Annotated in this window: 9 protein-coding genes; 7 read left to right on the top strand and 2 right to left on the bottom strand. The window is 69.6% G+C overall.

Annotated features, from left to right (window positions below; genetic code table 11):
• Positions 1-183 precede the first annotated feature (183 nt).
• From AB0O76_RS04050 to AB0O76_RS04030, 5 genes are all read left to right on the top strand, one after another.
• The gene (locus AB0O76_RS04050; protein ID WP_365485145.1) at positions 184-1395 is read left to right on the top strand and encodes an ROK family protein; all 1212 of its coding nucleotides are present in this window, start codon (positions 184-186) and stop codon (positions 1393-1395) included.
• A gap of 405 nt (positions 1396-1800) precedes the next feature.
• Complete coding sequence (ppdK, locus tag AB0O76_RS04045) at positions 1801-4536, top strand: pyruvate, phosphate dikinase (RefSeq protein WP_365485142.1); 2736 nt, start codon at positions 1801-1803, stop codon at positions 4534-4536.
• Positions 4537-4745: 209 nt separating this feature from the next.
• Entirely contained in the window at positions 4746-5339 is a 594-nt protein-coding gene (locus AB0O76_RS04040; protein ID WP_365485139.1) for a hypothetical protein, read from the top strand.
• A 621-nt stretch (positions 5340-5960) separates the two neighbouring features.
• Positions 5961-6593 carry a hypothetical protein gene (locus AB0O76_RS04035; protein ID WP_365485136.1) on the top strand — a complete coding sequence of 211 codons (633 nt, stop codon included), beginning with the start codon at positions 5961-5963 and terminating at the stop codon, positions 6591-6593.
• Between the two features lie 84 nt (positions 6594-6677).
• Complete coding sequence (locus AB0O76_RS04030) at positions 6678-9050, top strand: discoidin domain-containing protein (RefSeq protein ID WP_365485133.1); 2373 nt, start codon at positions 6678-6680, stop codon at positions 9048-9050.
• Between the two features lie 139 nt (positions 9051-9189).
• On the opposite strand, the gene AB0O76_RS04025 is transcribed toward AB0O76_RS04030, so the two are convergent.
• On the bottom strand, positions 9190-9759 hold the full coding sequence (locus AB0O76_RS04025) for a hypothetical protein (protein ID WP_365485130.1): 570 nt from the start codon (positions 9757-9759) through the stop codon (positions 9190-9192).
• 254 nt (positions 9760-10013) lie between these two features.
• On the opposite strand from AB0O76_RS04025, the gene AB0O76_RS04020 reads away from it, so the two are divergent.
• Positions 10014-11894: an APC family permease gene (locus AB0O76_RS04020; RefSeq protein WP_365485127.1), complete on the top strand. Its 1881-nt coding sequence runs from the start codon at positions 10014-10016 to the stop codon at positions 11892-11894.
• A 236-nt stretch (positions 11895-12130) separates the two neighbouring features.
• Positions 12131-12730, top strand: coding sequence for a hypothetical protein (locus tag AB0O76_RS04015; protein WP_365485124.1), 600 nt, complete (start codon positions 12131-12133; stop codon positions 12728-12730).
• Positions 12731-12785: 55 nt separating this feature from the next.
• Here AB0O76_RS04015 and AB0O76_RS04010 read toward each other — a convergent pair whose 3' ends face one another.
• Positions 12786-13736: an oxidoreductase gene (locus AB0O76_RS04010; RefSeq protein ID WP_365485121.1), complete on the bottom strand. Its 951-nt coding sequence runs from the start codon at positions 13734-13736 to the stop codon at positions 12786-12788.
• Between the last annotated feature and the right edge of the window lie 79 nt (positions 13737-13815).

The raw sequence follows: 13815 nt of genomic DNA, 5'->3' as shown, positions 1-13815 counted from the left end.
GCTCGACGCCCTGTCAGTTTGGTGTTATCCACCATAGGGTTACGTCTACTTAACACGCAAAACTCAATATGTAACGTGGAGTTGATGAGCGCAAGGGGAGAGTGGATGCCGGACGGATCGGTTCGTGAGGATCGTGCGGGGCAGTCGGTGGGAGGGCACATGGGGCAGGCTGCGGGAGGGCGCATGGGCGGACCGCACGCCGGCGCCGGTGACCTGCTCGACCTGGTGCGCAGCGGCCGTGCCACCACACGCGGCGCCCTCCAGCAGGTCACCGGACTCTCCCGCGCCACCGTCGGCCAGCGCCTCGACCGGCTCTTCCGGGCGGGCTGGCTGCGCGAGGGGGCGGGCGGTCCTGGGGGGTCACCGCTCGGGGGGCGCCCCGCGCTCCGCCTGGAGTTCGACGACGCCCACGCCGTGGTGCTCGCCGCCGACCTGGAGACCCGGCACGCCCGCACCGCCCTGCTGAGCCTCACCGGCGAGATGGTCGCCGAGCACGCGGGCCCGCTGTCGATCGAGGAGGGCCCGGACGCGGTCTTGGGTGAGCTCGGCGCCCGCTTCGCCGAGCTGCTGCGCAAGGCGGGGCGGGCCCCGGGCACGGTGTGCGGCATCGGGCTCGCCGTGCCGGGCCCCGTCGACAGCGAGACGGGCCGCGTCGTCCAGCCGCCGATCATGCCGGGCTGGGACGGGTACGACATAAGAGGCCGCCTGAGCCGCGCCTTCGCCGAGCACACGAGCGGCCCCGCCGATCTCCCGGTGCTCGTCGACAACGACGCCAACCTCATGGCGTACGGAGAACAGCGCGCCTCCTACCGGGAGTGCTCGGCCTTCGCCCTGGTCAAGGTCTCCACCGGCATCGGCGCGGGCGTCGTCGTCGGCGGCGCGGTGTACCGGGGCATCGACGGCGGCGCCGGGGACATCGGCCACATACGGGTCATGGACGGGACACGGGGTGCCGCCGCCCTGTGCAAATGCGGGTCCTACGGATGTCTGGCCGCCGTGGCCAGCGGGCGCGCGGTCGCCGAGCAGCTGACCGCGGCGGGCGTCCCCGCGGCGTCCGGCTCAGATGTGCGCGCGCTCCTGGACGCCGGGCACCCGGAGGCCGTCGGGCTCGCACGGGATGCGGGGCGCCGGGTGGGCGAGGTGCTCGCCACCGTCGTCACGCTGCTCAACCCCGGGGTTCTGATGATCGCCGGAGATCTGGCCGGAACTCCCTTCCTCACCGGCGTACGCGAACTCCTCTATCAGCGGGCCCTGCCGCGCTCCACCGCTCATCTGGAGATCGTCACCTCGCGGCTCGGTGAGCGTGCGGGCCTGGTCGGGGCGGGTGCGCTGGTGGTGGAGCACCTGTACGCGCCGGGGCGGGCCGAGGAGCGGCTCGCCGCGCTCGGCGTATGACGGCCGCGCGACCGTCCGGATCGGGGTCCGGATGCTGACATCAGGGGCCTCCGGACAGCGTGATTCTCGCCACCCCTGATAGGGGTTGCGCTCAGATGAGCGGATCTTGAGCGAATCCACTTCTCCAAGGGGTGGCACTCAGTGCCAATGCTCGATCATTCAAAGGGTGAACTCACATCTGAGATTTCTCTGCTCATCTGAGCAAATCCCTGGTTCTGCGGGGGTTGATCGTTCAAGAGTTGAACGCAGTGTCGGTCCGTTGGCTACCGCCGAGTTACTTTCGATCTACTGGCGGACGGGTGGTTACAGCCGTATGACGCACAAGTGGACGTACCCAGGTGCCTTCGATCTGGGTATGTTCCTCGCCGTCAGGGCAGCCACCGAGTCCTCGAGGAGTCGAGACCCGTGTCGGAAAACAAAGATCCCCACGTAGCGCAGAGCGATGCGGCCGTGAAGTTCGTCTATGACTTCACCGAGGGCAACAGGGACCTCAAGGACCTTCTCGGCGGGAAGGGCGCGAACCTCGCCGAGATGACCAACCTCGGGCTGCCCGTCCCCCCGGGCTTCACCATCACCACCGAGGCCTGCAAGACGTACCTCGCCAGTGGTGAGGAGCCGGTCGAGCTGCGCGACGAGGTGAGTGCACACCTCGACGCCCTCGAGAAGACCATGGGCAAGAAGCTGGGTCAGGCCAACGACCCGCTGCTCGTCTCGGTCCGCTCGGGCGCCAAGTTCTCGATGCCCGGCATGATGGACACCGTCCTGAACATCGGGCTCTCCGACAAGTCGGTGACGGGCCTGGCCAAGCAGTCCGGCGACGACCGCTTCGCGTGGGACTCCTACCGCCGCCTCATCCAGATGTTCGGCAAGACCGTGCTCGGCGTCGAGGGCGAGCTCTTCGAGGACGCGCTTGAGGCCGCCAAGGCCGCCAAGAAGGTCACGGTCGACACCGACCTCGAGGCCGCGGACCTGAAGAAGCTGGTCACGAAGTTCAAGAAGATCGTCAAGACCGAGGCGGGGCGCGACTTCCCGCAGGACCCGCGCGAGCAGATGGACCTCGCGATCCGCTCGGTCTTCGAGTCCTGGAACACCGACCGCGCCAAGCTCTACCGCCGCCAGGAGCGCATCCCCGGCGACCTCGGCACCGCGGTCAACATCTGCTCCATGGTCTTCGGCAACCTCGGCCCGGACTCCGGCACGGGCGTCGCGTTCACCCGCGACCCGGCCAGCGGCCACCAGGGCGTCTACGGCGACTACCTGCAGAACGCGCAGGGCGAGGACGTCGTGGCGGGCATCCGCAACACCGTCCCGCTCGCCGATCTGGAGCAGATCGACAAGAAGTCGTACGACCAGCTCATGCAGATCATGGAAACGCTCGAGACGCACTACAAGGACCTGTGCGACATCGAGTTCACCATCGAGCGCGGTCAGCTGTGGATGCTGCAGACCCGCGTCGGCAAGCGCACCGCCGGTGCCGCCTTCCGCATCGCGACGCAGCTCGTCGACCAGGGCCTGATCGACGAGGCCGAGGCGCTGCAGCGCGTCAACGGCGCCCAGCTCGCGCAGCTGATGTTCCCGCGCTTCGACGAGGACGCGAAGGTCGAGCAGCTCGGCCGTGGCATCGCCGCGTCACCGGGTGCCGCGGTCGGCAAGGCGGTCTTCGACTCGTACACGGCCATCAAGTGGTCGCGTTCGGGCGAGAAGGTCATCCTGATCCGTCGCGAGACCAACCCCGACGACCTCGACGGCATGATCGCGGCCGAGGGCATCCTGACCTCCCGCGGCGGCAAGACCTCGCACGCGGCCGTGGTGGCGCGCGGCATGGGCAAGACGTGCGTGTGCGGCGCCGAGGACCTCGAGGTGGACACCAAGCGCCGCCGCCTGACGGTGAACGGCACGGTCATCGAAGAGGGCGACGTCGTCTCCATCGACGGCTCCACCGGCAAGGTCTACGCCGGCGAAGTTCCGGTCGTCCCCTCCCCGGTCGTCGAGTACTTCGAGGGCCGTATGCACGCGGGCGCCGACGACGCCGACGAGCTGGTCGCCGCGGTGCACCGGATCATGGCGTACGCGGACCGAGTACGCCGTCTGCGCGTCCGCGCCAACGCGGACAACGCCGAGGACGCGCTCCGTGCCCGTCGCTTCGGCGCGCAGGGCATCGGCCTGTGCCGCACCGAGCACATGTTCCTCGGCGAGCGCCGCGAGATGGTCGAGCGCCTGATCCTGGCGGACGCGGACGACGAGCGCGAGGAAGCCCTCAAGGAGCTGCTCCCCCTCCAGAAGCGCGACTTCGTCGAACTCTTCGAGGCAATGGACGGCCTCCCGGTCACGGTCCGCCTCCTGGACCCGCCCCTGCACGAGTTCCTCCCGGACATCACCGAGCTCTCGGTCCGCGTCGCTCTCGCCGAGTCCCGCAAGGACGCCAACGAGAACGACCTGCGCCTGCTCCAGGCGGTCCACCGCCTGCACGAGCAGAACCCGATGCTGGGCCTGCGAGGCGTACGCCTCGGCCTCGTCATCCCCGGCCTGTTCACCATGCAGGTCCGCGCGATCGCCGAGGCCGCGGCCGAGCGTAAGAACGCCAAGGGCGACCCGCGCGCGGAGATCATGATTCCGCTCGTCGGCACGGTCCAGGAGCTGGAGATCGTCCGCGAGGAGGCCGAGCAGGTCATCGCGGAGGTCATCGAGGCGACGGGCGTAGACCTGAAGCTGGCCCTCGGCACGATGATCGAGCTCCCGCGCGCAGCGCTCACGGCGGACCAGATCGCGGAGGCCGCGGAGTTCTTCTCCTTCGGCACGAACGACCTGACGCAGACGGTCTGGGGCTTCTCGCGGGACGACGTCGAGGCCTCCTTCTTCACGGCATACCTGGAGAAGGGCATCTTCGGTGTCTCCCCCTTCGAGACGATCGACAAGGACGGCGTCGGCAAGCTGGTGAAGGACGCCGTCAAGGCGGGCCGAGCCACGCGCCCCGACCTCAAGCTCGGCGTCTGCGGCGAGCACGGCGGTGACCCGGAGTCCGTGCACTTCTTCCACGAGGTGGGCCTGGACTACGTCTCCTGCTCGCCGTTCCGCATCCCGGTGGCCCGCCTCGAGGCAGGCCGCGCCGCTTCCCACTCCACGGGCAGCGACCACCGGTAAAGCCCCGGGACCGTCGCCGTGTCCCCGACCCTCAGAACCGATGCGGCGACGGTCCCGGTCCACCATGAAGGGGCAGCACCCTGTGCGGGGGTGCTGCCCCTTCGGGTATGAGGGGCGGTGCTGTTTCGGGCAGGGCCGAAAGGCGTGGTGTCCCTCGCGGCGGGCGGATGAGACTCGCTTGGATCCGTTCGCGATTCGATGGGGGAAGCATGACGATCAAGAGGATGGTGGTGCGCGCTACCGCGGTGGCACTCCTGGCTACAGGGGGTCTTGCTACAGGGGGTCTTGCTACAGGGGGTCTTGCCGTCGGCACCGGTGCCGCAACAGCAGGCGACGGCTCCGGCTCGCCTGGTGGCGGCCTCGCCCCGATGGATGAGAGCGGCGGCGCCCCCGGCGGGGCCGGACTCGCGCCGGTGCTGGAGTGGGAAGGCTCGGACCGCTCTCCCGGGAGCGGAACCCTGGACCCGATGGGCGAGGACACCGGAGCTCCCGGCGGTGGGGGCATCGCGCCGCAGGGCGAGGGCAACGGGGCGCCCGGCGGCGGGAGCCTGCTGCCGATGACCGACGGTGACGGGACTCAGGACTACGCGTCCTGGGGCGCGACCGAGAACACCGGAGCACCCGGTGGGGGCTCCGCGGCGGCGCTGAACAGCGACGGCACCAACGACGTCAGTTCCGCGATGGATGAGAGCGGCGGAGCGCCGGGCGGCTCGGGTCTCGCCCCCGCCTATGACGACGATGGGGATGGCGACATGGAACAAGTTGCGCCCGCTGAGGACGGCGACGGGGAGCTGGACACCTGAACGTGCCGGACTCGCCGCGCCGCAGCACCGAGTGGCACACCCGTGGTTGGAAATGACCCGGAGTTTCCGTCGCCCTACCCCTGCCCCTTCCCCTGTCCCTATTTGAGGGTGGCGTGAATCGACTGCTGACGTGCAGAATTGGTGACCTTCGTGGGGATAATTTATGAGACCCCCGGATTGTGCTCGCCGATATCATCGAGACAGAAGGGGTGGTCGAATGAAAAAGATCAAAGTGCGGCGGACGCTTTCGTTCCGATCTCATTCTCCGGAGGAGCGGACCTGGCCGCAGCGGGAAGACGCAGCTCGGGACGGTTTCGAGGATGAGGATGGGGGAGAGGCGGGCGGGACGCGGGAGCCGCGCGTCGATCCGCCGGAGGATCCGGGCAGCGGTGAGGAACGCGCCACCCCGGCAAGGGGTGACTGAAGGAGAGTCTGTGAACAGCGCCCCGGTTGTCCATAACGGCGAATAGTGTTGCGCCCGACATTGATCCAATGATCGCCGGGGGAGATCTTGGACCAGTTCCTGGAATGCCCCTGGGCGGTTACTGGATCCCCACTGCCAGACAGGGGGAGACAATGAAAGGGCGATTCTTATTTCTGCTGGCCGCATTGGTCAGTGCCATGACGCTCCTGGTGGTCGGCCCGGCGCAGGCCCAGACCGCGAGCGGCGGGACCGGAGCGAGCGGCGGGAACGGCACGAGCGGTGGGAGCGGTGCGAACACCGTCCCCGACAAGCTTCCCGAGCGGCTCGAGAAGCGCATCTCCGAACTGAAGGCCGACGGCGCCGAGATACTCGGCGTCACCTCGGCTCCGTACGAGGAGACCAAGAAGGGGTCCTCGAAGGGTTCCTCGACCGCCGAGCTCAAGAGACTGAAGTACGGCAGCAAGGCGAGCAGCGGTACGGCGGAGGTCGGGCCGGCCCAGTACCCAACGGGCTGCGGGCTCTGGGTCCTTGTGTACCGCCAGGGCAATCTGATCTACAACGACTCGCTGACCTCGTGCCTCTACCAGGTGCTCGACATCCAGATGCACAGCGGTCTGGCCTGGTCCCGCTGGTGGGGCTGGCAGGAGCTCTACGAGCAGACCTTCGACACCGATGACAGCAGTTCCCTGGACACCTACATCTGGGTGGACTGCTCCGGCACGGGGACGCACGACTACCAGGGCGTCACCAACGGCTTCATCGAGACGTACGACGGCCGGGAATTCCATGCCGCGGCCTACGATCAGATCGATCGCATCGAATGCGGATAGCCGCCGCTCCTGTGGCGACGGCTCGCGAGTGTCTTTGTTGATTCCCTTGTGAGACTGGGGAGTTGAGTGGTGTAGTCCACTGCCATGACGAACCTCTCCCGTCGCACTCTCATCGCCGCGACAGCCGTCGCGGGCGCGGCCGTCGCCCTTCCGTTGCCCACGGCTCACGCCGTGGGCGCGGGAGCGCCCCCTGCCGGTGCCGCGAGTCGGGGCAATGTCCGCCCGACCGTCATTCCCGCCCTCCAGGAATGGGCCGGCGGTGACGGCGTCCACCGGCTCACCCCGGAGTCTCGGGTCGTCGTTCCCGCTCAGGATGCCGGTCAACTTCTGGAGCTGGCACAGCAGTTGACGCGGGACGTCGCCGACGTCAGCGGGCTGAAGCTCGCCACGCCTCGCGCCGTCCGCCGCTCCCGTGCCGCCGACGGCGAGATCCTGCTGCGCCTCGACGCGGGCGCCCGGCACGGCAAGGGTGGTGAGCTCTACGCTCGCGAAGGGTACGAACTCGCCGTCACGGGTGACGCCGTCACCATCACCGCGCCCGCCTACAGCGGCGTCTACTACGGCACCCGCTCTCTGCTCCAGATACTCCTCCACGACGAGCAGCGCTCGCGCCTGCCCGTCGGGACCGCGCAGGACTGGCCCAACTACCGTCTGCGCGGCTTCATGCTGGATGTCGGGCGGCGCTTCTTCACGCCCGGATTTGTGCGGGACTACCTGCGCGTCATGGGGTGGTTCAAGCTCAATGATCTCCAGCTGCACCTCAACGACAACGAGATCAAGGCTCCGGGCGGCGACTGGAGCAAGGCCTATGACGCCTTCCGGCTGCGGAGTGATGCCGCCGAGTGGGAGGGGCTTGCGGCGCCCGACGGGTCGTACTCGCGTGGCGACTGGGACTCCTTCGAGGACACCGCCGCCCTGCATGCCGTGCAGCTCACCCCGGAGATCGATGCTCCGGCGCACTCGCGTTCCTTCGTACGCTTCCGGCCATCGCTGGGGCTCGACGGCGGCAACTCCGATCACCTCGACCTCGCCAAGCCCGGGACGACGGCGTTCATGAAGGCCGTCTTCGAGGAGTTCGTGCCGTGGTTCCGCAGTCCCGAAGTGCACTACGGGGCCGACGAGTACACCGGGCCCGAGGCCCAGTACCGCGCGTACTTCAACGACATGGCGGAGCATCTGCGGAGCCTCGGCAAGCATCCGCGTGCCTGGGGGAGCCTGACCGAGATGGCCGGTTCGGCGGACGGGTACGACCGGGACGTGACCATCCACAGCTGGAACAACGGGTGGTACGGGCCGCAGGCCGCCAAGGCGGATGGCTACGAGATCGTGAATACGAACGACGGGCTTTTGTACGTGGTGCCGTTCGCCGACTACTACCACGGGCACGGGCTCGACGGCCGTTATCTGTATGAGGGTTGGGAGCCGCACGTCTTCCCCGGGAGCGAGAGTCTGCCTCCCGGCGATCCGCAGTTGCGGGGTGCGATGTCTGCGGTGTGGAACGACCTCGTGCATGCCACGTATACCCAGCAGGACGTGCACGGTCTTGTTGAGAAGACGTACGGAACGCTTGCTCAGAAGATGTGGAGCGGTGGCGGGCAGGGCCTTGCCTACGGGGAGTTCACCGCGCTGCTGCGGCGCGGGGCGCAGGGTCCGGGGCTCTCCACGGTGGCCCCGACACTGGCCGAGCCCGACGAGCTCGGCTTCGGCGCGGCTGCGACCGCTTCGTCGGGTGCGCATGCGTCGTACGCGTCCGACGGCAGCCATGTCACCTGCTGGAGCAGTGGTGTGGAGGCGGGGGGACCGTGGCTGCGGGTGGACCTCGGTGAGGTGCGGCATGTGGGGCGGGTGCGGTTGGACTGGGGGCGGGAGCACGGGCGTTCGTACGACATCGAGGTTTCGGAGGATGGGGGTGCGTGGCGGAGGGTCGCCTCTCGGCGGGGGGTGTCGCGGTCCGGCTGGGACGAGGTGGAGTTCGGGGGTGTGGAGGCGCGGTACGTCCGGGTGCGGGGGCGGGAGAGCGGGCGGGTGCGGTGGGTGTTGTGGTCGGTGCAGGTCTTCGACGTGCCCGATCTGGCGCGGGGGCGGGAGGTGACGGCTTCTTCCGCGGAGACGGATTCGCTGGGGCCGGAGAACGCGGTCGACGGGGATGCGGGTACTCGGTGGGCCTCGAAGTACACCGATGGGGAGTGGATCGCCGTTGATCTCGGGGAGGTTCGGAGTGTGCGGCGGGTGCTTTTCGACTGGGAGGTGGCGGCCGGGCGGGACTATGACGTGCAGGTCTCGGCGGACGGGGGGCCGTCGGGGTGGCGGACCGTGGCTGAGCGGCGGGGGCGGGAGGAGACGGGGGTCGACGTGGTCGACCTGCCGTCGGCCGCGGCGCGGTTTGTGCGGATGCAGGGGGTGAAGCGGCAGACGGAGTACGGGTATTCGTTGTACCGGTTCGAGGTGCGGGGGTAGGCGGTACGCCGTACGCCGCGCGGTGGCCGTCTGTCACCGGCTCCGCCGAGTTCGTCCTCAAACTCCCCCAAGCTCTTAAAGAGCAGGGGAGACCCCCTCGACGGGCTGGAATGGGGTGGGGTTACCGGGGTTACCGGGGTTACCGCAGGTCGGACGCCTCGAAGACCCCCCGCGCCCCCTCCGCGTCCAGGCGGGCGGACAGGCCGCCGAGCACCTCCGTGCCTGTCCGCAGCAGCCCCCGCTGCTTCGCATCCCGCGCCCCCGCGTCCAGGCGGTGCAGCAGCAAGGGGTTCTCCGCGAGCACCTTGGGGTCGAGCTGCACACGGTTGCCCAGGGAGTCGCTCAGGATCAGGCGCGCCGCGACTCCCGGCTCGTGCCGCACCGCGGTCAGCAGGCCCGTACACACATGACGGCCGCGCAGCAGTCCGCGGACGGCCAGCCATCCCGGGCCCGCCGTCACCCGCACCGGATGCAGGATGACGTACAGGAGCGCCGAAAGCGTCGCCCAGAGCCCGGCCCGCACCGCGTCCAGCGTGCCGTTGGCCAGGTCGACGAGCGTGACCAGGAGGAAGAGGGCGAGGGAGCAGAAGGCCGCGGCCCGTACGTCGCCCGCCCAGCGCCGGTCGGACACGGTGTCCTCCGCGGCGCCCTCCCACGCCTCCACGCCCCTGCCGAGCACCCTGCCCCGTGTCGTCCTGTCATGTCCCATGTGCGGCACCGTAGGCCCGGCACCGTGTCGCGTCAGCTGCGTTGACGGGCCGCTTACTCCGCCGCCGTACTCCTTGACGTACCGCTGATGCCACGCCGTGGCCCGCGCGACTCCGCGTCAACAACGCGTGAAGATCCCGGCCCGGCGCGCAAGGGAGTCACCAAGACGGCGCGTGGGGCGTGGCGTGCGCCCTGACGCTGGGGATTCCTTTGCCACCCCCACCCCCACCCCCACCCCTGCCCGGAGGTAAGCCCATGACCACCGTGTCCGAGTCGCCGGACAGCAGCCCCGTCGGCGTCGCCGTCGAGGAACCCCCGGATACCGGAGGAGCGGCTGCCGCCCGTGAGGATCGTCATCGGCTTACCGCCGTGCAGGGGCTCGCCGCGCTCTCCCTCGATGCGATGGCCTCCGTCGCCTACGGCCCCGAGGCCATCGTCCTGGTGCTCGCCGCGGCCGGCGGCCACGGCCTCGGCTTCACGCTCCCGGTGACGCTCGGCATCGCCGCGCTGCTCGCCGTGCTCGTCGCCTCCTACCGCCAGGTCATCGCCGCCTTCCCGGATGGAGGTGGCAGCTATGCCGCCGCCAAGACTCACCTGGGGCGCCGGGCCGGGCTCGTCGCCGCGGCCTCGCTCGTCCTCGACTACGTACTCAATGTCGCCGTCGCCGTCACGGCGGGCGTCGCCGCGCTCACCTCCGCGTTCCCCGAGTTGTACGGCGAGCGGGTGTGGATCTGTCTGGCGGTGCTCGTCGTCGTCACGGGGGTCAATCTGCGCGGCATCGTCGACTCGGCACGCGTCTTCATCGCGCCGACGGCGATATTCGTCGGCGCGATCCTGACCATGATCGTCGTAGGGCTCTTCCGGGACGGTCCTGTCAGCACTGCTGCGGCCGAAGGGCACGCATCCGTCCTCGCCGACAACGCCACCACGGTCGGTGCGCTGCTCCTGCTCAAGGCGTTCGCTTCGGGCTGCTCCGCGCTGACGGGCGTCGAGGCGATCGCCAACGCCGTGCCCTCCTTCCGCACCCCCCGCGTCAAGCGCGCCCAGCACGCCGAGGTCGCGCTCGGCGCGCTGCTCGGCGTGATGCTGATCGGCCTGTCCGTGCTCATCTCGCGGTTCGGGCTTCAGCCGGTCGAGGGTGTCACCGTCCTCGCCCAGCTCGCGGACGCCTCACTCGGTCACAACTGGGCTTTCTACGTTGTGCAGTTCGCGACGATGATCCTGCTGGCACTGTCCGCCAACACCTCCTTCGGTGGACTGCCTGTTCTGATGAGCCTGCTCGCCCGGGACAATTACCTCCCCCACGTCTTCGCGCTCAAGGCCGACCGCCAGGTCCACCGGCACGGCGTCCTCGCGCTCGCCGCCGTGTCCGCCGCGCTGCTCGTCTTCTCCGGCGGCGACACCAACACCCTGGTGCCGCTCTTCGCGATCGGCGTCTTCGTCGGCTTCACGCTCTGCCAGACCGGCATGGTGCTGCACTGGCGCAAGGCGGGGAAGCCCGCGAAGGCCCTGCTCAACGGCTTCGGGGGGGTGCTCACCGGTATTTCCGCGGTGGTCGTCACGGCCACCAAGTTCACCGAGGGCGCCTGGCTGATCGTGCTCGCGCTTCCGGCGATCGTGCTCTGCTTCGAGTCCGTGCACCGCGCCTATCTCAGGATCGGCGAGGACCTGGGTCTGGGGCGCGTCCCGGAGCCTCCGCACCGCGACCACTCCCTGGTCATCGTCCCCGTGTCCAACCTCTCCCGCCTCACCTGCGAGGCACTGGGCGCCGCCGTCTCGCTCGGCGACGAGGTCCGCGCCGTCACCGTCACCCACGCCGACCCCGAGGACCGGCGCGCCGCGGAGGCGCTGCGCCGCGACTGGGAGCTGTGGGACCCGGGTGTCGACCTGGTGGAGCTGCCCTCGCAGACGCGCACCGTCGGGCGGCCGGTGTCGGCGTACGTACGGAAGATCTACACGTACCACCCCACCACCCGCGTCACCGTCCTGATCCCCGAGGTGGAGCCCGCCCATGTCTGGCAGCGGCTGCTGCAGAACCAGCGCGGCTCGGTCCTCGCGCACGCGGTTCGCCGCGACACGGACGCGGTCATCTGCCGACTGCGGTTCCGTCTTGCAGCGGGGCGGCGCCGGTCCTAGGGCCTGTCCGATGGGTCCTGCCGGGGTCGCGACCCCTGGCACGCCCATCTGCCGCGTTGTCGTCGGTTGCCAACTTCCCCAAGCTCTCGACTCCGCTCGAGCAGGGGAGACCCCATTCGCGTTGTCGCCCTCCTCCGCCTTGCAGCTGCACGCACCAGGGCCCGCTCGGCCCTGCTGAATCGGCACCCGGCGCGAAGACCGGCCTGACCCATCGGACAGGCCCTAGCGTCGGCGCCATGAGCGGAAGCGCGAGCCATGCGGGTGCGGGCAAGAAGATCACCGAGAAGCTTTCGGACGAGTCGCTGCGCGAGGCCACCGGCAAGGGGTGGGAGGAGTGGTTCGGTCTCCTCGACGCCTGGGGCGGCATGTCCCGCAATCACACCGAGATCGCCCGTCACGTCCGCGAGGACCACGGCGTCGACGGCTGGTACGCGCAGTCCGTGGCCGTCGGCTATGAACAGGAGCGCGGTCTTCGCGAGGTCGGCCAGAGCAGTACGGGCGAGTGGCGGACCAGCGGCAGCAAGACGATCGACGCCACGGCGGCGCGGGTGATCGAGGCGTTCGCCGACGACGGCCTGCGGCGGCGGTGGCTGCCGGACGTCGACTTCACCGTCCGCACGCACCGCCCCGCCAAGTCGGTGACCGCCGACTTCAAGGACCCGGGCGGCGGGGGCGCCGGGCGCATCTCCGTGACGCTCACGGTGAAGGGGCCGGAGAAGACGGTGGTGGGGGTCGGCCACGAGAAGCTGCGGGACGCGGCTGAGGTGGCGGCGTACAAGTCCTTCTGGAAGGACCGCCTGGCCGCGCTGAAGTCCCTTCTGGAGGAGGGGGGTTAGGGGCGGGGCGGGGGCGGGAGCCAGCCCCCTGCTCACCCCCCTTCGGCGCCCCGAATCAGCCCTTCAACGCCCCGTACTCAACCCCCGTCAACCCCTCCGACGCCTCCCACAGCCGCCCCGCGGCCACGTCATCCCGAGTCCACCCCGCCCGCCACGACCTCGCCGGCGCCCCGCGCCACCCCAGAATCCTCGGCCCGGTGAAGGAATCCGGCCGTACTCCGGGGGCCGTGGCCGCGAACAGGGTGGGCAGCGCGCCCGCATCGGCCGACTGCGCGACCAGGCCGTTGCCGATGCGCATCACGCGCTCGGCCCCCTTGCGGCCCTCCATTCGGGGTGCGGCCGCCTGGAGGTTCGTCGACGCATAGCCGGGATGCGCCGCCGCGGCCACGACATCGCAGCCGGCGGCCGCGAGGCGCCGCGCCAGTTCGTGGACGAAGAGCAGATTCGCCGTCTTGGAGCGGCCGTAGGCGATCCAACGCCGGTATCCCCGCTCGCTGTTGAGGTCCCCGATGTCGATGTTCGCCACGGCGTGCATGGCGCTGGACACCGTGACGATCCGTGCGCCAGGCGTCCGCAGGAGCAGCGGCAGAAGCAGCCCCGTGAGCGCGAAGTGGCCCAGGTGATTGACGCCGAACTGCGTCTCGAAGCCGTCCACCGTCTGCCGGTAGGGCAGCGCCATCACGCCCGCGTTGTTGATGAGCAGATCAAGACCGCCGTCGCCGGGCCGCTGCCCCGCATCTCTCTCGTACGATGCCGCGAACTCCCGTACGGAGCTCAGATCCCCGAGGTCGAGTCTGCTGAACTCGGCTTCCACGCCCGGCACTTCGGAGCGCAGCCGGGCGAGCGCACGCGACCCGCGCTCCTCGCTGCGGCAGGCGAGGACCACGCGCGCGCCACGGCGGGCGAGTTCGCGTGCCGTGACATAGCCGATGCCGCTGTTGGCTCCGGTGACCACGGCCGTGCGGCCGCTCTGGTCGGGGATGTCGCTCGCGTTCCAGCCCGCCATGGCGCGGCTCCCTCTGCTTGAGTGCACGACTGTTCTTACTTGAGAGTAAGTGGAAGCGTGGTCTCAGCGACAGAGGCGT

The organism is Streptomyces sp. NPDC086554 (assembly GCF_040686095.1).
In the GTDB taxonomy this organism is placed as follows: domain Bacteria; phylum Actinomycetota; class Actinomycetes; order Streptomycetales; family Streptomycetaceae; genus Streptomyces.
The sequence above is the reverse complement of the archived record's forward strand: the minus strand, read 5'-3'. Positions and strand labels throughout refer to the sequence as shown.